The organism is Paenibacillus sp. 2KB_22 (assembly GCF_052115745.1).
GTDB lineage: Bacteria > Bacillota > Bacilli > Paenibacillales > Paenibacillaceae > Paenibacillus.
Map to the genome: position 1 here is coordinate 241,127 of NZ_JBFRHG010000002.1, position 21,141 is coordinate 262,267.

The window sequence follows — 21,141 nt, forward strand, 5'->3', positions numbered from 1 at the left end:
GAAATAAAGACGAAAGGATAGATCATGATGCAACCAAACCCGAATGAACTTGAACAAGTGGTCAAAATTCATAAAGCACTGGGTGAGCATACACGCTACAAAATCGTTCAGATTCTATCGGGCGAAAGCAACCTGTGTCCTGCCGATCTGGAGAGTCGCCTTGTTACCGTTGCCCTTTCAACTCTGTCTCATCACCTGAAACAGCTGTCCGATTGCGGCTTGCTCACATCGCAGAAGAAAGGTACGTATATCTACTACAGCCTGAACACGGAGACCGCACAGAAGTTTGTTCCCTATCTGCTAAATAAATAAAAAATTTAAGTTATATTTCTATATAATTAGAAATATTGAAACATTGAACAACATTTTATCGTAGAATAAGGTCTCATAAGTTTACGTTTATACCAATCTTCATGATCTCAGTTGTTACATCACCATTCGCAGATGGGTTGCATTCACGGCATTCATGTCTAATTCTCTCATCTTTATTTCTATATTTCTAGAATTATAATAATTATGAAAAGAAAGAGGTTATGTATCATGTCTTCTACGCTTAAAATCTATGTTCTTGCCTTGGTCAGCTTCCTTGTAGGAACGTCCGAATATGTCATTGCCGGCATTTTGGATCGCATTGCAGATACCATGAATATCTCTTTGATCGCTGCCGGGCAGCTCATTACGATTTTTTCGCTCGTATATGCGCTTGGTACACCTGTCATTATTGCACTAACATCGCGCTGGGATCGTCGCAGGCTGTTGCTGTACTTCCTTGGTCTGTTCGTTCTAGCGAATGTACTTGCTTATCTGTTGCCGGGCTATGGACTGTTCGTCGCAGCACGTGTCTTGATGGCTCTGGGTGCGGGAGTCGTTGTTGTCACGGCGTTAACGGTCGCTTCCCAAATAGCTGCCGAGGGCAAACAGGCTAGCGCAATCGCCACAGTAATCACTGGATTTACAGCTTCATTGATTGTTGGCGTTCCCCTTGGAAGGCTTGTGGCTGCATCCTGGGATTGGAAGCTTGTTTTCGCCGGCATTGCCGTTCTCGGCATTCTCGCCATGCTGGTTATTGCGGCCGCCATTCCGCCTTCAAAAGCGGAAGCGTCTGTCCCGCTGAAGAAACAACTGTCTTTGCTCAAACAGCCACGAATTGGTTTGGCACTGCTGGTGACATTTTTCTGGTTAGGTGGTTATTCCATTGCTTACACGTATATCTCACCTTATCTCGTAACCGTTGCAGGAATGAACGAAGCACTACTCAGTTCAGCTTTACTCGCATTCGGTATAGCTAGTCTGATCGGTTCAAAAGTAGGCGGATTCAGTGCTGACAGATGGGGTGTCAAACGAACGTTGATCACAGGCATGACAGTGCATATCGTGAGTCTGGTCCTGATGAATATAACGGCAACCTCTCATTTCGCTGTTTTCCTTGTTCTGATTTTATGGTCTTTTGCCGCATGGTCTTCGGGTCCAACTCAGCAGTATAACCTTGTCACCATGGCTCCCGAATCCTCAGGTATTATGCTTAGTCTGAATAGTTCGGTCATGCAATTAGCTATGGCCGCCGGAGCAGGTATTGGTGGCATCGCGGTCAGCAGCGTATCATTGTCATCCATTACCTGGATTGGGGCTGTCGGAGTCGTTATTGCCGCTATCATCGTCATAAGCTCATACCGTTCAACATCTACGAAAAGTACACTAACCGCTGCATCCCACAACGCTACCTGATATGGATTCGCAGTACCATTCGTAGTATAAAAGAGAAATTAAAAAGAGAGGCACTGTACACATACAGTGACCTCTCTTTGACCATCTTAACGACTATTCTATTGCCGATAAGCTTAACGCTTATTGGGCTGTTACTGCACCATCGATCGGGTATACTGCACCATTGATATATGGCGCTTCATCTCCAAGTAGGAAGGAAACCAGGTTCGCGATCTCTTCCGGTCTGCCAAGGCGTCCAGATGGAATGCTGTCCACCGTTGCTTTGAACACTTCAGGGTTATCTTTACCAAACTGAACAACCATCGGTGTCTCAATAGTACCTGGCGCAATCGCATTTACACGAATGTTATCCTTGCCATATTCAATTGCAGCTGTGCGGGTTAAGCCCACCACGCCATGTTTGGTTGCTGCGTAAGGCGCAACCGCGGGTACACCAACAATACCGGCTGTGGAGGCTGTGTTCAGAATGGCACCCCCACCTGTTTTGAGCATTTCCGTAATCACATACTTCAACCCGTAGAATACACTTCTCAGGTTAATATCAATAATCTGGTCAAACTGCTCGATCGTATGTTCAATCAACTTGATCCCAGGACCCGCAATACCTGCATTATTAAAGAACATGTCGATTCGTCCGAACTCTTCGACTGCTTTTTTCACATAATTCTCAACTTCAGGTGCTTTACTCACATCTGCTTGTACAAAAATAGCTTTACTTCCCAGCTTCTCAATCTGCTTAACCGTTTCAAGACCTGTCTCTTCGACAAGATCCACGACGACAATGGATGCGCCCTTCTCAGCTAGCTTTAGCGCTGCTGCTTGGCCCAATCCACTTCCTGCTCCAGTAATAATGGCTACTTTTCCTGCGTGACTCATGTTGATCTCCTCCATGTGTGTGTGTCATCTTGTAATTGGATCGATGAATACGATATGAAACGGTACGTACATGTAATGATGCAATATGTAGGTCAAAAATGGCATAAAACCTTCCTGACTTTACCTATTCTAATAGACTTTCGACATAAAAACAAATCATATAATATGTATTCATACTATATTGCATGTCACATTTTCAGCATTTCTATTGAAGGAGCACGCAACTATAATGTCTTGTTGCATGCTCCTCTTTAACATAACCAATCCTTTTAAAGTTCGTATCTCTACAACTTCAAACGGTGCATATCCGCATAATCGTAACGCCTATCTTAGCAAATTGGTTTTTGCCAATTCAATGATTTCGTCACCGCGTCCGTTCAGCACGGCTTTCATCATCCATAAGGTGAATCCTTCCGCCTGTTTGATATCAATCTTCGGTGGCAAAGACAATTCCTGACGGTTCACCACCACATCAATCAGTGCAGGACCATCATGCTGAAGCGCACGCTGCATAGCTCCTTCCAGTTCACCCGGATCCTCAACCCGAATGCCTTCCATACCCATGGCCTGAGCAACCATAGCAAAGTTGGGATTGACAAGCTCTGTTCCCGATTCAAGGAATCCGGCAGCTTTCATCTCCAGCTCAACAAAACCAAGGGCTCCATTATTATACACCACCACTTTAATCGGCAGATTATGCTGTTTCAATGTCAACAGATCACCCATCAGCATCGTAATACCACCATCACCCGACAACGAGATGACTTGTCTGCCTGGATCAGCGACCTGGGCACCAATCGCTTGTGGCAGCGCATTGGCCATCGTTCCGTGACTGAATGAACCGAGCAGCCTACGGTTGCGGCTCATCTCGATATAACGGGCCGCCCATACTGTCGGAGTACCGACATCACAGGTGAAGATGGCATTTTCTGCTGCGGCATCACTAATGATCTTGGTCAGGTACTGCGGATGGATGGGCTTTTTACCCGGTTTACCAACGGCTAACTCGTCCAGTTCTTTACGTACTTTCACATAACGATCTACACTTTTACGCAGATGTTTGTCACTGTGTTCTTCTGTTAGATAAGGAAGCAAAGTTTCAATGGTCGCTTTTACATCCCCACATACGCCGTAATCCAGCTTCGTACGCCGACCGAGATGGGAAGATTGAATGTCGACCTGAAGCACTTTTGCATCTTCGGGATAGAATTGACGATATGGGAAATCCGTCCCCAGCATCAATAATACATCACAGTCCATCATTGCATGATAACCGGATGAATACCCGATTAGGCCAGTAAGGCCAACGGAATAAGGGTTGTCATACTCCAAATATTCCTTACCTCTTAACGCAATAACCATAGGGGATTTCAACCGATCACAGAGCTGCATAAGGGGTTCCCGTGCGCCCGCGCAGCCTGCACCGCACAACAACGTAATTTTTTTGCCTTGATTCAGATATTCTGCCAATTTAACGAGTTCCGGCTCAGAAGGATGTACCACAGGGTTGGTCGCGTGATACACATGCTCTGGCACAGGCAGATCCGCCGCTTCAAGTCCAGCTACATCCCCCGGTAATACAACGACAGATATACCTGAACGTGCGACTGCTGTCTGGATGGCCATCGTAAGAGAACGAGGCATCTGTTTCGCTGTTGTAATCACTTCACAATAATCGCTACATTCCTGGAACAGATACTCCGGATGAGTCGCCTGAAAATATTCGCTGCCAATCTCGTCACTTGGGATATGGGCAGCGATGGCGAGTACAGGCACACGATTGCGATGACAGTCGTACAGACCGTTAATTAGATGCATGTTACCAGGACCACTGCTCCCTGCGCAGACAGCGATACTTCCACTGACCTCAGCGTCTGCCCCGGCAGCAAATGCAGCCACTTCCTCATGACGTACATGAATCCATTCAATCTTCCCAGATCGACGAATGGAGTCGAGCACCGCATTTAAGGAGTCTCCAACAATGCCATATATTCGTTTGATACCAGCGTTCAATAAGGATTCAACCAGAACGTCCGCGACTGTTTTTTTCATAAGTGATGGGTCTCCTTTAATTGCTCATTTTGATTATGTTTCCACTCAGGTAATATACCTATTCTTATACCCCATTCTTCTGAAAACCGAACCAAATCATATGTATGTCTGGATATATGAATAATTAAGCACCTCATAACGGTTGTTTCATTGTTAGCAAAATTCCAAAAAACAGGGCTGTCTCAAAAGCAATCTCTCCTCTCTCCAATGGCTACCGAACGCTAACGAACCTACCGCATCTTAAAAGGCAGATGATCATCGGTTGCAAGATTTAACGAACCTCAGTAACGCTATTTCGTCATAAAAGGGCTTCAACACCTAAAAAATCCAGTGATTCGACGAAATTGCGTCTCTGTGATTCGTTAGATCTCAGATCTGGGCAAATGGGAGCGAATAGCGTGTGTCATGTTCATTGAAACAAAATAACACTGCAAAGAGGATGTCCCCCGTCATATTCATGACTTATGGAACACCCTCATTAAGGTTGAACTCAATTTATTCGTATTTCATGTCAATTTCCAAATCCAGTTGGACACTAGATGGCAGGCATCACATTTCCACCACTTACCGGGATATAGGCACCAGTGATAAATGAGGACAGATCCGAAGCAAGAAAAGCGACCGCATTGGCGATTTCCTGATCTTCGCCCCTGCGTTTGAGTGGTACAGTCCGCGTATATGTCTCATCGTGCCCAGGCTCACTGGAGCGATCACGTTCACTAATTGTCCATCCAGGTGCAACCTGGTTTACGGTAATCTGATACTCGCCAACCTCCTTGGCAAGCACGCGGTATACACCATCCATGCCACGCTTACCAGCAGTGTAGGCAGATTGATGAGCAAAGTTTTGCATCGCACATTCGGTATTAATGCCAATAAAGCGACCGGCTTTGACGTTTTGCATATGTGGAATGAAAGCTTTGGCAAGATATACACTTTGCATAACACAGGACTCGAACTGGCTCAAATAATCTTCAGGAGACTGTTCCAACACCGTTGTCCATTCATATTGAATGACCGCATTGGCAACGACGATATCCACTCCGCCGAGGACAGGCTGAATTTCATCACGCATCCGAAATGCCGTATCCTGCTTGGTAATATCTCCCTGTACAATTACAGCCTTACGACCAAGTGCTTCAATCTCACCCTGAAGCTCCCGAGCCTTGGTATCATTATTTATGTAGTGTAGAGCCAGATTGGCACCACAGTTGGCCAACGTGCGGGCGATCACTCTCCCCAATTGACCGGTTGCGCCTGTTACAAGAGCCGTTTTTCCGGTGAGATCCAATTGCATAACAGCGAAAACCTCCTTGAATTCATTTGATCGAAAACGGTTTCGGAAATGGGTTATTATCTCGCACAATTAAGCCCTATTTAGAGAAGTATACAGCATTGTTCAATGCTGTATATGGCAGTTCAACTTAATTCCCCTATATGTAGCCTTTAATGATTAACATGTTGAATAAGATCAATTTCCTGGAAGCGACTGACTTCCTTTTCCCAACGCTCTTCTACATATTGACGGTGAACTGGGTGATTGTTGTATGCATCATACGCAGCCTGATCCGCAAAGACCATCGAGAAGCTGTAGTCAAACTCATTCTTCTCACTCACTTGTCTTAGAACCTGAAATTGCTCTACCCCAGGAATGACAGCCAGTGCATCCGAACTTTCCTTCAAAAAGGCTTCTGCCTCCGGTGTATCTTTACCTGCGTATAGTGTAAACGTTACCATATGTGTGATGCTGCTCATCTCTATTTCCTCCTTCATATGTTCTTACTCTGTTTCCTAGTGTACATCCGAATGTGTTGTAAGCGCAATAATTGGTTGAATTAATTTTTAATCAGATGGTTATCTCTATATAAATTGAAGTAAAGAATATTTACACTGGTCACTTCGATGACAGAACAACCTTCCGATCGCTGTTATCCCCAGATTTTTTTGATTCCTTCTATAAAAGGGGTAAATCCGGGGATAGCTTATGCTTCCGATGTAGCTTTCTTGTAGAAAGCTTGTAAGCGAACGCTACGCTTCTACAGATTCTTTCTGTCCTCTCCGTTTTGTGTAAATGTTTAGTTCAATTTATATAGTTACAAATATTAATTAAAAATCACAAGGTTTTACCCTGAATATGTACACAAAAAACCTCAGGACGAATCCCGAGGTTTTCTTGTAATGTATGGACAAACTTATTTGTTGATGTTGTATTTACGGTTAAATTTATCAACACGGCCACCGATATCCACGTTTCTTTGTTTACCAGTGAAGAACGGGTGGGATGCGGAACTAGTGTCCACACGGATTACTGGGTAAGAGTTACCGTCTTCCCATTCCATAGTTTCGTTAGAGAACTTCGTGGAAGAACTCAGGAATTTGAAATCAGCACTTGCATCGTAAAAAATTACGAGTTGTGTCTTTGGATGGATGTCAACTTTTGGCATAATCTATTTACACTCCTTTAATATGGGTACTTCTTTAGAATCAAACTAAATTTTATTATACTCTTTTTTTGGACAAAGTACCAGCAGGATTTGAGGAATAGCTAAAAAAATTATGATATCTGTGATTTTGCACGTCATCAGGTGTCACGCCGTCCCTTTCTCCAGTACATTCAACATGTACTCCAAAGCCTCCAGTTCATCCCTGCCCCTTGTCTGTAATCTGACAACACTACCATATCGGATGGGAAGTAACGCCATGCCAAGCAGGCTTTTGACATCTACACGATGCTCATGCTCAGACTCCACATACGACAAAATAATATCCGAGGAAAAACGTGACGCTTGAGAAGATACCGACATCAGATCATCCCGATGAAAATCAGCGTGTATCATAAATTCATGTACTCTCACAACCCTCAGTTCCTTTCGCTAAGTACTTATTCACCGTTATGGTGTGTATCGTTTTATATATTAAAATCTTCATGAATTATACCATGTTATGGGAGCTTGACCCATACTTTTTTTGCAAAAATATAAACAAAAAAGAGTCCTGAACTGCCGGACTCTTACAAGTTGTTCTTATCTGCCGTTCGGATATATCATGACCTTCAGACTGCCGCTCTTATTGTGTAATGCACGCTCCATCGCCTGCTGTGTCTCTTCAAGTGAATAACGATCTGTAATCAGGGACATTACGTCATGCTGGCCGGAGCTCAGGAACTCAATTCCTGCCGGATACGTGTTGGCATATCGGAATATGCCATAGATATCAACTTCATTGTCCGCGATAAATGGAACATTGAGTGCAATCTCGTCCTGTGCAGGCAGACCCACAATCGCAAGTTTGCCTCCGCGTCGAAGTGAGTACAGAGCGGATTGTAGCGCCTTTGGATTCCCCGCTGTTTCCCATGCGGTATCGACACCCACACCATTGGTTAACTCGCGAATCACAGCCAATGCATCTTCATTCCGCACATTAATGGTATGAGTGGCACCCATGCGGCGAGCCGCTTCCAGCCTAACTTCCTCCAGATCCGTTACAATGATCTTCTCTACACCGAAAGATTTGGCAGCAGCCACGGCCATGAGTCCAACGGGGCCCATGCCCATAATCGCCAGGGTTGTACCCGGAGCCAACTTGCTACGGCGTGCAGCGTGAATACCAACGGAGAATGGCTCGTTCATGGCTGCTTCCTCGTAAGACAGATGATCCGGGATCGGGAATACCATATCTTCACGCATCACCATGTATTGTACAAATGCCCCATCCACCGGAGGAGTCGCCAGAAATTGTACATCCGGACACAGGTTGTAGCGACCTTCCTTGCATGCCGTGCAACGTCCGCAAGTCACTCCAGGCTCAATAGCAACCCGATCCCCTGATTTCAGACGTGATACGTTCGAGCCAACTGCAGCAATGATCCCCGCACACTCATGACCCAAAATGATTGGTTTTTCCACTACAAATCTGCCAATGCGCCCATGTTCGAAATAATGCACATCCGAGCCACACACCCCGACAGCCATCACCTGGATTAATACCTCATCCGCTGCGGGTTGCGGGACAGGTTGTTCCTTAATAATAATGTGTCCTGGCTCTGTCATGACAGCGGCCTTCATGTTTTCGGGCAGTTGATGTTGTCCCATATGCTTCTCCTCCTCATGTATGTCCATGCTGTCTATTGTATCAAAGAAAACAAGGTATCTTCTGTCTTCACATCACCATTTAATAGATTGTTCGACCTTGTTCATCCGCAATGCCGCTCTTGCGATAGAAGTACGTATTGATCATGTCCCGCCATTCCTTGGCATGTTCGGCCTGGTTATCCTGTAATGAAGCAACTTTGCTGAAAATAACCGGGTCGATATGGCCCTCAAGCTGTCTCCATGTCTCTGCTAACGCCTCTGCCTGCGCAACACCTTCAAAATGTGTATCATAAATATGCTGAATGACCGTTTTACCAGAATGCAGAACATGGGTGTACGGCACGTGATGGAAAAATAAGATCAGCTCATCCGGACAGGTGTCTACGGACTCATAACGATCAGCATTCTCAGGGTGATACTGTGAGGTATACCCTGTGCCGCTCTTCACGGTTCGATCTACACCAATGCCATGACAATCGGCAAAGTGATACGTTCCCCATTTGGAATACTCGTATCCATCTACATTCGGCCCGTAATGATGTTCCGGATTAACCATCCAACCCACACCGAGAGGCGCCGTGTAATTCTCATAGATATCTAGTGATGTCAAAAGCATCTCCGTAACCTGCCGTACAACTTCGTCATCATGTCCAAATGTGAGTCTCACCCACTCTTCGGCAATCTCTTCCGCGGACAGCTCCGGATTCCACGCAAGTCTTCCGTACCCATACAGATTCGCCTGCGCGAGTGGATGTCCTGTCCAGCAGGCATCAGCACCAATATTGGAGACTGCCGCGAAGCCACTGTGAGGTCGTTTATACAGAGAACCGTCCGCGATTCGTTTGATCTCTGAACCTTTACCTTTGGCGTAGGTGTCAAAGTCCAGTACTTCTTTCCACTGGGGAACCAGATAACAGAGATGACGCTGTTGGCCGGTATACTCCTGTGTAATCTGAAATTCAATCACCTGATTCGTATGTTCCATGGCGCCGAACAGCGGGGATACCGCCTCCCTCACCTGAAAGTCCATCGGCCCGTTTTTGATCTGTAAAATGACATTTTCGGCAAAACGCCCATCCAGCGGCGTAAAGTGGTCATATGCTGCACGTGCACGGTCCGTGGAACGATCCCGCCAGTCCTGCTTGCAGTTATAGACGAAGCAACGCCAGATGACCAATCCACCGAATGGCCGAAGAGCTTCAGCCAGCATGTTTGCACCATCGGCATGATCACGGTTATACGTGAACGGTCCCGGCCGATTCTCGGAATCTGCCTTGATCAGGTAACCCCCAAAATCCGGAATGGCTGCATAGACCTTCGCCGTTTGAATGTTCCACCATTCCCGTACCTGCTCATCTAACGGATCTGCCGTACGTAATCCACCAATCTCGATCGGACTCGCGTAGTTGGCGCTCAGGAACAATCGAATGCCATACGCTCTGAATTCAGCGGCAACTTTTGCGACATCACCAAGATAACGTTCCGTCAGAAACAGACTCTCACGGCGGTGTACATTGACATTGTTGATCGATATGGCATTCATGCCCGTCGAAGCGAGCAAGCGTGCGTAATCCCTGATGCGTTCCAAGTCCAGTGTGAATTCTCCGTTATCATAGAAAATGGAGTCTCCTGCGTAACCACGTTCAATGCTTCCGTCCACGTTATCCCACTGATTAATCATTCGTAGTGCATTGGTAGGCTGCTCTGTGATGAATCTCCACTTACTCCCAGCGCCATCCGCCTCACTTGCAGCTCCTTGATCCAATGTCAGTTCCCGAAGCAGATGGAATGCACCATACAATACACCTTGGGGAGTCTCTGAACCAATGGTCAGCACACCTTCGGTCTCACGAATGATGTACCCTTCTCCTTGAACAGTTGAACGCTCTGTCTCACTGAACGAAGCAGCCACCGAAGTGCTCCCGGTCCAAGTACCGATTCGTATGGCGGGAGCGGAATCGTGATTGTCCCGCTCACTTTGCTGAGCATCAGACAGCTGACTGACCGAGGGCTTCACTCCATACAACTTCTCCAGTCCCCGTGAAAGTTCAGTCAGCGCTGTTGTGATTACGCCATGGTTCTCTTCCGCCAGTATCAGCTTGCTCCACGCAGGAGCCTTCTTATGGGCAATTCCATTCGCTTTTGGCAATTCGGAGTGATATCCCAGCCACGCATCATACTGTGGACCTGACAATGCAGATTGAACGACGGATTGGTTCATTGTACCGCCTCCTTGCTCGCATAGATCTGGGCAAGGCGATTTCCTTTTCCTTCGAGCAACCATAGAATCGACGTTACACCACGCGGATAATACTTGCTACCAACCGCTACACCAGACAGGATCTGGTCACTCCAGCACCAGTACGATTCCTCTGGATGCAGCAGCCAGTTGACATGAGCCGCGTCTGCTGCCTTGCCTGTCTCATTCCATTCCACATCCAACAGCTCTCTAGCGATGAACTGGGACAGATAGATTTTGCTCAGCCACGAGTTATTGCTTGTTGAGGACAGTTTCCAGCCTCCATCTTCGAACAGGCATGTTCCCGGCACAAGAACCGTCTTCAGATGAGTTTGGAGTGCTTTCAGATAAGGTCCAAAGCGACCAGTGACATCCAGTGCTGCTTCACAGCCTGTAAAGTAAGGGAACACCAGACCTTCAATCGCCGGAATGATTCGAGAATCATTATTTTCTGCAATAACTGCCGGAATGTAGCCGCCATCCGTCAACTGTGCAGCAATGCTGGCAGCGCAACGATCCGCTTGAAGCCCTGCCTGATGTGACAGATCCGCCAACTTCTCCGTTGCGAACAGCTTCTCCAATGCAACATAGACCGCCCAACATTTGCCCGCCAGATAGATATTATTGCGAGACTGACCAAGTGACACATCCAGGCTATCGTAAGTTGTAATTTCCGCTCCACCTTGTGTACGGCTGCTATCCAGACCCATCAGTCCGTTACGCTCTTCAGCGTTAGGATGGTCACGATTAAGCATACTTTCGAAGCATTCCTGGATAACAGGCAGCATATTTTTCACAAATGCTTGATCCTGTGTCTGTTCAATGTATACGGTCGCGCAGCAGAGCCAGTTCACCAGTTCCTCATGGCTCATCTGTGAAAAGCAGTCGTCAATGCCAACCAGCTCGTATGCCGAGTATCCAGAGCGCGAGAACACGTTGGCAACACCCATATCATGGGTAAAGGTAATTCCGCCCGGATGTAACTTTTCTTCCCCCGGGAAACGAACCTGATCGGTATAACTGTATCGTTTGACAAACCACTCCAGCTCATTACGCACTGTCCAGGGATTCAAGGCAAGCTCGAAGTACAACTGATCGGCTGTCAGATCAAGTGTGTTCATCATCCGATACTCCCCTTCGTTCACCACCCAGAGTGGTTCGCCATCGGCATCCAGCAGTTGAGTACTGGCATAATAGCTGTGAATGGAATGAGCAAGCATGAATGATTGATCTTCGGTCAAAGCTCCTGTTCCAAGGCGCTGTTCAACCTCTCCACAAGATGAAGTCAATTCACTGAAGCGTTGGAGTGCATAAGCTCCTGCTGCCTGAATATCGGAGAAGTAGCGCGTATACCAATACGTTGTGTCCATTCCGGTTGTCACAATGCCCCCGCGATAGAAACATACGGCGAATTGATACGTACGTTTCTCTCCAGCCGCCACCTCCATCAGTAGTGCAGCGGTTGAGCCAAGTCCAAATGCCAGATTATCCCGATGTTTCTCCTGCAAGAGCTTCTCCAGCGTGAATCCGCGTGCTGGCCACAGTCCGTCATCTGCCGACATAATCGCTGTAAGTCTACCTTGTCCCACACCTGTGATGGAGCCGCCTTCCGGTCCCCCGATCAGACGCATCGCAGAGTACGGATCATTACCCTGATAGCCAAAGTAGGCTTTGCGTGCTTGTTGACCTTGCGTATTGTCAATCGTCATCTCAACCAAGACTGCAGGTACGAGTGCATCCATTAAAGCTTCTCGATCCCCACTTGTTGGATCAGGCACTGGACGTACAGGCGAATAGATACGGAACGTCAGATCTCCTGCAGTCCACGTATCCGTACCTGAGGTGAATTCACGGGTAATCTCTTCATCACGAAAAGCCGCAATAAGAGGTTGTGGCACTTGGGACGCTGTTGTTGACGCCGTGTCCCCATTCTCCAACTTCTCTACATCATAGCGGCTGCTCTCATCCTCGGAAGCTTCATAAAAAGGAAGCGCCTGATAATTCTCTCCATCACGAGATTGTAATCCAATATATACATTCTGGTCTGCCGGTTTGCCGAGTTCAAGACCCAACCCGCCTTTGGCTCCTTTGTATCCCAGTGTGAAACTCGCAAAAGCACCAATCGGTGCGTGATGTGCATTATAAAAGATGGATTTCGATGTGCTCACGAATCATAACCCCTCTCAAAATAGTTTGCATACGTTTTCATTAGCCCCATCCTAACACGGGATTCCACCTCAGACCATGATCAAATCAATCGGATATTTACCCAAATCAAGCTGATAGACTATAATGGATTAAAGCGGTTACAAAGAATCATTCCATTTGAGATAAGTACGTAATCAAAAGCGCTTTTTTTGAACAACCTCTATAAAGGGGGATTTTCCATGTCTTCAACGTATTTGCCTCCTGCTTTGGGAGAAAGTGTCCATGAAGTTTTTTACCCAGATGTGCAAACAACCGTCAATCTGTTCGCCATTCATTTACGAAGTGTTGGTACGGACTGGGATTATCCGGCGCATGAGCACCCTCAATATGAACTGAATTATGTTACCGAAGGCGAGCAACGCATGATGGTGAACGGTACCCTATATATTCAAAAGGCTGGCGAACTGCTCCTGATTCCTCCGGGAAGCATTCATTCCAGTCAGAGCCATAACGGCAAGGGATTCACGTATTTTTGCATGCATTTTGATATTGATGATCAGTTGTTCCTATCGTTGCTGGCACGCATCAAACAAGTACGATTCAGCGCGGATAGTCCGGTTACACAGCAAATTGAGCCGGTTTTACGCAAATTAATGTCATCTGCGGATGATGAAACTGCAAATACGATGGTGCAGCGTATGCAGTTGCAATCTGCAGTATTCGAACTATTTGGCCATCTGTGGGAGGCGGTCTCGAAAGAGGCAGCACAATGGGTTACCGACGGACATGAAAAGATCGAACTCGCCCACCAGATTCGTAATCGATTGCAAGGCCTGATGAGTCAGCAATTTAAACAGGGACACGAATCAAACGGTCACTATGGCATTGATGATATTGCAGCCGAGCTGGGTATCAGTTCTTCTCACTGTAATCGCGTGTTCAAGCAGGTATTCGGTCAGTCTCCCCGTGCTGTATTGTCCCAGTTGGTTTTGCATGAAGCGAAGCTTCTTCTGGGCAATCCGAAGCTGTCCGTTCAGAATATTGCCGTCATGCTTGGTTACAAGGATATTGCCCATTTCAGTCGTCAATTCAAGCGCTGGTCCGGCATGTCACCATCCCGTTACCGACAGGAAAAGCCTGCTCTGGAATGAGAACCAGCAGCAGGCTTTTCGGCTTTCTTATTTATTTCAACAAACGTTTAATCAGCTTCAGCTTGTTATCATACGGTGGATACAGAATCGGCAGATTCAGTTTGGTGCTTTTTTTCAGTACACTTTTCAGATGAGAGAAGGTTTCGAAGCTGTATTTCCCATGATACGAACCAACACCGGAATGACCAACACCGCCAAATGGCAGACGCGGATTCGCAACATGTGTGATGGTATCGTTAATGCAGCCACCTCCAAAAGAAACTTCCCGCAGCACTTTGTCCTGAATCTGGGTGTCTGAAGTAAACAGATACAAGGCGAGTGGTTTCGGCCGCTTTACGATTTCTACAATGGCTTCATCGAGGTTACGGTAGCTGATGATCGGCAGAATCGGTCCAAATATCTCATCTTCCATTGTCGCTGCATCCCATGATTCTGCATCAATCAGCGTCGGTTCTATAAAGCGATCTTGCTCATCCGAAGCTCCCCCATATATCACTTTGGCCTGATCCCGCTCAATCAAATTCGTCAAACGTTTAAAATGTCCCTTGTTCACGATTCGCCCATAGTCCTTGTTGTGCTGGATATCCGAACCAAAGAAGGACACGATTGCTGCCTTCATCTCCGTAATTAACGGTTCCTTCACGCGCTCATGCACAAGTAAATAATCGGGTGCGATACAGGTCTGTCCTGTATTGAGCAGTTTGCCCCATATAATGCGCTCGGCCGCTACTTTGATATCCGCCTGTTCATCAACGATGACCGGACTTTTGCCTCCCAGTTCTAACGTAACAGGAACGAGATTTTTGGCAGCTGCCTCCATCACAATCTTGCCTACCGGTACACTGCCTGTAAAAAAGATATAGTCGAATGGCGCGTTAATCAGCGCTGTCGTTGTATCTTTTGCACCATCAAGCACTTGTACGTATGCGGGTTCGAACACGCTCGCAATCATCTCACGTACAACAGCGGACACCGCAGGTGTATTCTCTGACGCTTTGAGTACGGCTGTGTTGCCTGCCGCAATAGCACCTACCAATGGTTCGATTAAGAGTTGAAATGGATAATTAAACGGTCCGATGATCAGAACCGCCCCGTAGGGTTCGGGTATGATATAACTTTTCGAACCCAGGAGTGCCATTTGCGTTTTCACTTTAACGGGTTTCACCCATTTATTCACTTTACGAATGGTGTGTGTGATGCTATCCATCATAAATCCGATCTCGGTTGTGTAGGATTCAAATTCACTTTTGCCCAAATCCTGATATAGAGCTTCTGTCAGTCTGGTTTCATACTTTTGAATCGCCTGCTTGAGTTGGGTCAGACGGGCAATTCGAGCTTCTGCTGATCGTGTGACCCCGGAATGAAAGAATTGTCGTTGCTGTTCCAAAATTAGTTCAACTTCCTGACTGGTTACTTCCTGTATAGTCGTTGTCATATATGCATGCTCCTCTATTTCTTTATGGATTAAATGTTTAAACTCACGAACCTATTAGCCACATGCCAAAGCATGTTTGGTCATTATTAATCTACAGACACTCTTCTTCCAAAGCAGCTACCAGTTCCTTCAACAGTTCCACCGATGCATTCAATGAAGCCGAATAATATCGCTGTGTGCCCTTCTGTTCCACGGATATGAGTCCCTTCTCTAACAAAAGCTTGAGATGATGAGATATGGCTGGCCGGGATAGGCTGGATTGTTCGGTAATTTCATTCACCGTCATTCTGCCCTTCTCAGTGAGTGTCAGCAAAATGGATTGACGATGGTTGTCACTTAACACCTGAAATAACGGGATACAGGATTGAAAAACGCTAATTGCTTTTTGTCCCATGGTTTCACCTCTATACGATTTCTTTTTCAATATTCTACGTATATTTTCTACGTATAATGTCTGTTGGTTTAAACATTCGAACCTAATAGACTGAATTGTACTCTTTACTCCCTTGAACTGCAAGTGAATCATCAACTAAATTTAACATAATGCCGATAAAGCGCTTCCATACTACCATACAAGTATGGTAGTATGTCATTGAAGGAGTTGAAGTTGTGGAATATACCCCAAAGTTATCATCCAAAGCCGGTTTGTTGCCTGTTGCGAGCAGTATGTCTTCCATGAATAAGCAATCTTACTCAACGCGAGATGTCGTTTACTTCACGCTGAAACAACTCATTTTGAGTCTGAAAATGCCTCCGGGAACAGCTATTTCTGAGAAGGAAATTTCGCTGGAGTTCCAGGTAAGCCGGACACCTGTTCGAGAAAGTTTTGTAAGACTGGCACAGGAAGGTCTGCTGGAAGTGTATCCACAGCGTGGCACATACGTCTCTCTGATTCAGGTCGATCTCGTTGAGGAAGCACGGTTCATGCGTGAACAGCTCGAACGAGCCGTAATCAGGCTAGCCTGCGAGAACTTTCCGAACGAACAGATGGTAGCTCTTGAACAGAACCTTGCGTGGCAACAGGAATGCAGAGTCAAACCGGATGATGAACGAATGTTCCAATTGGATGAGGAATTCCATAGCACTCTTTTTGCAGGCTGCAATAAAAGCAACATATGGACTGTTATCCAGCAGATGAATGTACATTTGAATCGAAGTCGTATGCTTCGGCTGTCCTCCGATCACCAGTGGGATCACCTGATTGAACAGCACAGGTCCATGGTCAAGGCCATTCAGCAGCATGATGCCGACACAGCAGAGCGACTGATGCAGGAACACTTGCATTTAACTGTCACCGATTTGGCTGTCCTGCAGGATACATATCCTTCCTATTTTCAATGACTGATTTTTCTTCCTACTATTCATGATGAGGTGAACGTGATGAGAATGGTTTTTCGCTGGTTTGGCGAAGGCAATGATACGGTAACGCTGGATCATATCCGGCAGATTCCGGGTGTAGAAGGTATTGTGTGGGCACTGCACGATGTTCCTGCTGGAGAGGAATGGCCGATGGACAAGATACTCGCTGTCAAAGCAGCAGCGGACAAGGCCGGGTTACATCTGGATGTCGTTGAGAGTGTGAACATCCATGAGGATATCAAGTTGGGGCTGCCATCAAGGGATAAGTACATTGCGAACTATATTAAAACGATGGAGAAACTGGCTCAGGTTGGTGTGAAGGTCATCTGTTACAACTTTATGCCAATCTTCGACTGGCTGCGCACGGATATGCACAAGGAAATGGAGGATGGCTCAACTGCCCTCTTCTATGAGCACAGTAAACTCGCAGATATAGAACCTCTGGAACTGGTTCGTCGCATTACGGAAAACTCCGCACTCACCATGCCAGGTTGGGAACCGGAACGATTGCAGTACTTAACAGGTCTGTTTGAAGCCTACAAGGATGTAACCGAGGATCATATGTGGGAACACGCACGTTATTTCCTGCAAGAGATTATTCCTACAGCCGAACGACTGGGGATTCGAATGGCCATCCATCCGGATGATCCGCCATGGCCAATCTTTGGATTACCAAAGATTATTACGAGTCAGGAGAATGTTCGAAAATATCTGAATCTATATGATAGCCCTTATAATAGCGTGACGCTATGCAGCGGCTCTTTGGGAGCGAATGCTGATAATGACATTATCGGGATGATACACGAGTTCAAGGATCGGATTCCATTTGCCCACATTCGTAATGTCAAAATCTACGACAATGGAGACTTTATCGAAACCTCACATCGCAGTCAGGATGGCAGTGTTGATATTGCAGGGATTGTTGAGGCTTATCACGATATCGGTTATGAAGGTTATGCAAGACCCGACCATGGTCGTCATCTCTGGGGAGAACAGTGCCGACCTGGCTATGGACTCTATGACAGAGCTTTGGGAATCATGTATCTCTGGGGCGTCTGGGATTCCCTGCAAAGGAGGGCAAAAGCATGAGTGAACACCAATATGAACGCTCATCTCGTCTCAAAGGCAGAACGGCTGTAATCACCGGAGGTGCTGGGGTATTATGCCGCTCCATGGCAGAAGAACTCGCTCGGCATGGTGCAAGTGTAGCCATTCTGAACCGTACCGTGTCCAAGGGGCAAGAAGTTGTAGCTGCAATTGAAGCTGCAGGTGGCAGAGCGATTGCTGTTGCCTGTGACGTAACCCAGGCCGAAAGTGTGCAAGCGGCGGCAGATGCTGTGCTGGAACAGCTTGGCCCCTGTGATATTCTTATTAATGGCGCCGGTGGCAATAACGCCAGTGCCAACACCACGAATGAAATTTTCAGATTGCAAGATCTGGAAAAAAGCGATGTCACAACATTTTTCGATGTAAGCGTAGAGGGATTTCGTCAGGTGATGGATCTGAATTTTGTCGGCTCTCTCATTCCGACTCAGATTTTTGCAAAACATATGATAGAGCGCGATGTTCCTGCTACTATCATTAACATTTCTTCCATGAGTGCCCCATCGCCCATGACGAAAGTTCCAGCGTATAGTGCTGCGAAGGCAGCAATTAACAACTTCACGCAGTGGCTTGCCGTTCATCTGGCCGAATCCGGTATTCGTGTCAATGCTATTGCACCCGGGTTTTTCCTGACCGAGCAGAACCGTAATCTATTACTGCAACCAGACGGCTCACCTACGGAGCGTTCCAGTAAAATTATTGCACATACGCCCATGCGCCGCTTCGGCAAACCGGAAGATCTGCTTGGCACATTGATGTGGCTTGCGGATGAAAGACAGTCAGGCTTCGTGACGGGTACAGTCATTCCTGTAGATGGCGGATTTATGGCGTACTCTGGTGTATAACATCTATTCTAGTTTTACACGGAATGTCCAAACTAAATAGTGTATCCAGTGATTAACCGATACGTGGAATACTTATCCATGTGTCGGTTTTTTGTGTTCAAGCATAAGATTACCCAGCCTAGGAAAAGCTTGTTATAGTGCAACGGAGAAGTAAAGGAAGGTGATACATATATGATGGAGGAAACATGGGTTGTTGCAGTAAGGTCTATTATTGCCTTCCTGACCCTGATTATCTACACAAGGGTGCTGGGCAAACAGCAGATGGGTAACTTGACGTATTTTGATTACATTAACGGCATCACAATCGGTTCCATTGCGGGAACTTTTGCAACTGATCTTTCCTCCAAAGCGTGGATTCATTTTGTGGCATTGACCATTTTCACAATCATTACGATCATCTTTCAGTATATTACACTGAAGAATCGTACCATCTCCAAACTAATGGACTCTGACCCCACATTGATCATCCAGAACGGTAAAATTCTCGAACAGAACCTGAGTAAAATGCGAGTCAAATTTGACGAGTTGACCATGATGCTAAGGCAAAAAGATGTATTTGATATTACGACGCTAGACTATGCCATTCTTGAACCGGATGGTAGCCTCTCGGTCGTTTTGAAACCTGAGAATCAACCGGTAACCGCAAAAGACATGCATATGCACCCGCCAAAAAGTAAGCTCATGACAGAAATCATTATTGACGGACTTCTGATTAAGCAAAATCTGGAAGAACGAAACAAGGATATCAACTGGCTCAGCGAGCAGCTGAAAAAGCAAAAGATCACGATACAGGATATTGCTTTTGCCGCCATATTGCCCAATGACAAATTATATGTGGATCTGTTCAAGGATAAAATCACTGAAAAAATCGATATGGGCGATTATGAGGGACCTTTCTAAACTCTTTACATCAAGGAGGCGGTTGAATGAAAACGCGTTTCTGGCTGCTATATGTGCTTCCGATCTGCCTCATTCTTGTGTTCGTTGCAGTTATGGCTAGCGGATCCTTTCTCAAAAAGCCCTTTGGCACTGATGATCGCTTGCTTGAATCTATACAAATGCTGGAGAAACAGGTTGAGGGCAAAAAATGGACCGAAGCCAAGTCTCAAATTAATTACGCCATGCAGGCTTGGGATAAAATCGTAAACCGCATTCAGTTCAGTGTGGAACGTGAAACCATATATGATATCCTGGGCACCCTTGCTCGGATCAAGGGCGGCGTTGCAGCAGAGGATGACAAGGCGATCATGGAAGAGGTTTATTACTTTTACGTGTTATGGGATAATCTAGGGGATTAGATTCCGTGTGTTTTATATCCTTTATATCCGATGTAAGTCCAAAAGCAAAAGGCACTCTCCCTTCAGGTAGAAAGGAAGTGCCTTCTTTGCTTGGTATACCTTTATATTCGTTAAGCCCTTCGTATTCCTCGAGAACGTGATGATCTCGAAGTGCTTTCTTTGCGGAAAAAGAGTGTGAGCGCACCTTTGGCACACCATAGTGCAAACAAAGCAAACAGCGTTCCCCAGAATAGCGCCGGAAGGAATGTCTGCTGAGCGAGATTCGCCGCATCCCCTGCCCGTGAAGGTTGAGTCCAAGACATCAGCCCAACGTATACGGCACTAACGACCGACTCTTCCAGTGTAAGAAAAGCCAGTAGCAGATAATAGTACTTCACAATCTTCGCACCAAAAATCATAATGACAACGTTAAGTACGATGAACCCGGTCAACCATAACATGCCAAACTCCCCTCTTACATATAACAGGAGCGCCACTAGAGCGACAGCTGTCATAATCCCGAGTCCCCACATGTGCAAGCCTTTACGGTATAAGTAAAACAACAGCCAGGCGAACAACGATGCACTGATATAGCCCGCGAGAGAAACCAAAATGGATCTGCCTGGCGTCAGCATGGACGAATACGTTACACCGCTATGATCAGCGTATAATTCAATCCGCAGCACTTTACCGGACAATACCAGTGTCATTAGCGCATGACCGAATTCGTGAATCATCGTATCCAGGTTGCGGAACAAGGACGAGAATGGGATGAATCGTGTAAGAAAGGCGGAGCCCAGCAGAAAAAGTATCGTTTTGACCCACTTATTCAATCGTGT

Annotated in this window: 20 protein-coding genes; 8 read left to right on the forward strand and 12 right to left on the reverse strand. The window is 46.4% G+C overall.

What is annotated here, in order from left to right; genetic code table 11:
• Positions 1–24: 24 nt before the first annotated feature.
• Positions 25–312 carry an ArsR/SmtB family transcription factor gene (locus AB4111_RS11975; protein WP_442031796.1) on the forward strand — a complete coding sequence of 96 codons (288 nt, stop codon included), beginning with the start codon at positions 25–27 and terminating at the stop codon, positions 310–312.
• A gap of 228 nt (positions 313–540) precedes the next feature.
• Complete coding sequence (locus AB4111_RS11980) at positions 541–1,725, forward strand: MFS transporter (protein ID WP_442031797.1); 1,185 nt, start codon at positions 541–543, stop codon at positions 1,723–1,725.
• 120 nt (positions 1,726–1,845) lie between these two features.
• Here AB4111_RS11980 and AB4111_RS11985 read toward each other — a convergent pair whose 3' ends face one another.
• The 9 genes from AB4111_RS11985 to AB4111_RS12025 all read right to left on the reverse strand — a co-directional run bounded on the left by AB4111_RS11985 (position 1,846) and on the right by AB4111_RS12025 (position 13,151).
• Entirely contained in the window at positions 1,846–2,601 is a 756-nt protein-coding gene (locus tag AB4111_RS11985; protein WP_442031798.1) for an SDR family NAD(P)-dependent oxidoreductase, read from the reverse strand.
• A 324-nt stretch (positions 2,602–2,925) separates the two neighbouring features.
• Entirely contained in the window at positions 2,926–4,653 is a 1,728-nt protein-coding gene (poxB, locus tag AB4111_RS11990; protein WP_442031799.1) for a ubiquinone-dependent pyruvate dehydrogenase, read from the reverse strand.
• A gap of 535 nt (positions 4,654–5,188) precedes the next feature.
• On the reverse strand, positions 5,189–5,950 hold the full coding sequence (locus tag AB4111_RS11995) for an SDR family NAD(P)-dependent oxidoreductase (protein ID WP_442031800.1): 762 nt from the start codon (positions 5,948–5,950) through the stop codon (positions 5,189–5,191).
• A gap of 149 nt (positions 5,951–6,099) precedes the next feature.
• The gene (locus AB4111_RS12000) at positions 6,100–6,408 is read right to left on the reverse strand and encodes a Dabb family protein (RefSeq protein ID WP_442031801.1); all 309 of its coding nucleotides are present in this window, start codon (positions 6,406–6,408) and stop codon (positions 6,100–6,102) included.
• A gap of 437 nt (positions 6,409–6,845) precedes the next feature.
• A complete protein-coding gene (locus tag AB4111_RS12005; protein ID WP_062834756.1) occupies positions 6,846–7,097 on the reverse strand; it encodes a type B 50S ribosomal protein L31 in 252 nt (83 codons plus the stop codon).
• 144 nt (positions 7,098–7,241) lie between these two features.
• The gene (locus tag AB4111_RS12010; RefSeq protein WP_442031802.1) at positions 7,242–7,508 is read right to left on the reverse strand and encodes an HPr family phosphocarrier protein; all 267 of its coding nucleotides are present in this window, start codon (positions 7,506–7,508) and stop codon (positions 7,242–7,244) included.
• A 168-nt stretch (positions 7,509–7,676) separates the two neighbouring features.
• Entirely contained in the window at positions 7,677–8,744 is a 1,068-nt protein-coding gene (locus AB4111_RS12015; protein WP_442031803.1) for an NAD(P)-dependent alcohol dehydrogenase, read from the reverse strand.
• Positions 8,745–8,823: 79 nt separating this feature from the next.
• Positions 8,824–10,965, reverse strand: coding sequence for an alpha-glucuronidase family glycosyl hydrolase (locus AB4111_RS12020; protein ID WP_442031804.1), 2,142 nt, complete (start codon positions 10,963–10,965; stop codon positions 8,824–8,826).
• Positions 10,962–13,151 carry a glycoside hydrolase family 52 protein gene (locus AB4111_RS12025; RefSeq protein ID WP_442031805.1) on the reverse strand — a complete coding sequence of 730 codons (2,190 nt, stop codon included), beginning with the start codon at positions 13,149–13,151 and terminating at the stop codon, positions 10,962–10,964. The genes AB4111_RS12020 and AB4111_RS12025 overlap by 4 nt, the downstream gene beginning before the upstream one ends.
• 219 nt (positions 13,152–13,370) lie before the next feature.
• Here AB4111_RS12025 and AB4111_RS12030 point away from each other — a divergent pair, with 219 nt between their 5' ends.
• Positions 13,371–14,282: an AraC family transcriptional regulator gene (locus tag AB4111_RS12030; protein WP_442031806.1), complete on the forward strand. Its 912-nt coding sequence runs from the start codon at positions 13,371–13,373 to the stop codon at positions 14,280–14,282.
• A gap of 31 nt (positions 14,283–14,313) precedes the next feature.
• Here the strand turns inward: AB4111_RS12030 and AB4111_RS12035 are convergent, their stop codons facing one another.
• Positions 14,314–15,717, reverse strand: coding sequence for an aldehyde dehydrogenase (locus AB4111_RS12035; RefSeq protein WP_442031807.1), 1,404 nt, complete (start codon positions 15,715–15,717; stop codon positions 14,314–14,316).
• A gap of 91 nt (positions 15,718–15,808) precedes the next feature.
• Positions 15,809–16,111, reverse strand: a complete 303-nt coding sequence (locus AB4111_RS12040) for an ArsR/SmtB family transcription factor (protein ID WP_442031808.1) — start codon at positions 16,109–16,111, stop codon at positions 15,809–15,811.
• 272 nt (positions 16,112–16,383) lie between these two features.
• On the opposite strand from AB4111_RS12040, the gene AB4111_RS12045 reads away from it, so the two are divergent.
• The 5 genes from AB4111_RS12045 to AB4111_RS12065 all read left to right on the forward strand — a co-directional run bounded on the left by AB4111_RS12045 (position 16,384) and on the right by AB4111_RS12065 (position 20,323).
• Positions 16,384–17,058 (forward strand): GntR family transcriptional regulator, encoded by a 675-nt coding sequence (locus AB4111_RS12045; protein WP_442032756.1) that lies wholly within the window; start codon positions 16,384–16,386, stop codon positions 17,056–17,058.
• A gap of 39 nt (positions 17,059–17,097) precedes the next feature.
• Positions 17,098–18,165, forward strand: coding sequence for a mannonate dehydratase (uxuA, locus tag AB4111_RS12050; RefSeq protein ID WP_442031809.1), 1,068 nt, complete (start codon positions 17,098–17,100; stop codon positions 18,163–18,165).
• Positions 18,162–19,025 carry an SDR family oxidoreductase gene (locus tag AB4111_RS12055; RefSeq protein ID WP_442031810.1) on the forward strand — a complete coding sequence of 288 codons (864 nt, stop codon included), beginning with the start codon at positions 18,162–18,164 and terminating at the stop codon, positions 19,023–19,025. The genes uxuA and AB4111_RS12055 overlap by 4 nt, the downstream gene beginning before the upstream one ends.
• Positions 19,026–19,196: 171 nt before the next feature.
• Positions 19,197–19,925: a DUF421 domain-containing protein gene (locus tag AB4111_RS12060; protein WP_083684362.1), complete on the forward strand. Its 729-nt coding sequence runs from the start codon at positions 19,197–19,199 to the stop codon at positions 19,923–19,925.
• Positions 19,926–19,951: 26 nt separating this feature from the next.
• On the forward strand, positions 19,952–20,323 hold the full coding sequence (locus tag AB4111_RS12065; RefSeq protein ID WP_253436810.1) for a DUF4363 family protein: 372 nt from the start codon (positions 19,952–19,954) through the stop codon (positions 20,321–20,323).
• A 110-nt stretch (positions 20,324–20,433) separates the two neighbouring features.
• Here AB4111_RS12065 and AB4111_RS12070 read toward each other — a convergent pair whose 3' ends face one another.
• Complete coding sequence (locus tag AB4111_RS12070; protein WP_442031811.1) at positions 20,434–21,135, reverse strand: M50 family metallopeptidase; 702 nt, start codon at positions 21,133–21,135, stop codon at positions 20,434–20,436.
• Positions 21,136–21,141: the final 6 nt, after the last annotated feature.

Bases quoted from the DNA above. Each gene is read 5' to 3' on its own strand.
- AB4111_RS11975 (WP_442031796.1), top strand. From the start codon at position 25: ATGATGCAACCAAACCCGAATGAACTTGAACAAGTGGTCAAAATTCAT.
- AB4111_RS11980 (WP_442031797.1), top strand. From the start codon at position 541: ATGTCTTCTACGCTTAAAATCTATGTTCTTGCCTTGGTCAGCTTCCTT.
- AB4111_RS11985 (WP_442031798.1), bottom strand. From the start codon at position 2,601: ATGAGTCACGCAGGAAAAGTAGCCATTATTACTGGAGCAGGAAGTGGA.
- poxB (WP_442031799.1), bottom strand. From the start codon at position 4,653: ATGAAAAAAACAGTCGCGGACGTTCTGGTTGAATCCTTATTGAACGCT.
- AB4111_RS11995 (WP_442031800.1), bottom strand. From the start codon at position 5,950: ATGCAATTGGATCTCACCGGAAAAACGGCTCTTGTAACAGGCGCAACC.
- AB4111_RS12000 (WP_442031801.1), bottom strand. From the start codon at position 6,408: ATGAGCAGCATCACACATATGGTAACGTTTACACTATACGCAGGTAAA.
- AB4111_RS12005 (WP_062834756.1), bottom strand. From the start codon at position 7,097: ATGCCAAAAGTTGACATCCATCCAAAGACACAACTCGTAATTTTTTAC.
- AB4111_RS12015 (WP_442031803.1), bottom strand. From the start codon at position 8,744: ATGGGACAACATCAACTGCCCGAAAACATGAAGGCCGCTGTCATGACA.
- AB4111_RS12020 (WP_442031804.1), bottom strand. From the start codon at position 10,965: ATGAACCAATCCGTCGTTCAATCTGCATTGTCAGGTCCACAGTATGAT.
- AB4111_RS12030 (WP_442031806.1), top strand. From the start codon at position 13,371: ATGTCTTCAACGTATTTGCCTCCTGCTTTGGGAGAAAGTGTCCATGAA.
- AB4111_RS12035 (WP_442031807.1), bottom strand. From the start codon at position 15,717: ATGACAACGACTATACAGGAAGTAACCAGTCAGGAAGTTGAACTAATT.
- AB4111_RS12040 (WP_442031808.1), bottom strand. From the start codon at position 16,111: ATGGGACAAAAAGCAATTAGCGTTTTTCAATCCTGTATCCCGTTATTT.
- AB4111_RS12045 (WP_442032756.1), top strand. From the start codon at position 16,384: ATGTCTTCCATGAATAAGCAATCTTACTCAACGCGAGATGTCGTTTAC.
- uxuA (WP_442031809.1), top strand. From the start codon at position 17,098: ATGAGAATGGTTTTTCGCTGGTTTGGCGAAGGCAATGATACGGTAACG.
- AB4111_RS12055 (WP_442031810.1), top strand. From the start codon at position 18,162: ATGAGTGAACACCAATATGAACGCTCATCTCGTCTCAAAGGCAGAACG.
- AB4111_RS12060 (WP_083684362.1), top strand. From the start codon at position 19,197: ATGATGGAGGAAACATGGGTTGTTGCAGTAAGGTCTATTATTGCCTTC.
- AB4111_RS12065 (WP_253436810.1), top strand. From the start codon at position 19,952: ATGAAAACGCGTTTCTGGCTGCTATATGTGCTTCCGATCTGCCTCATT.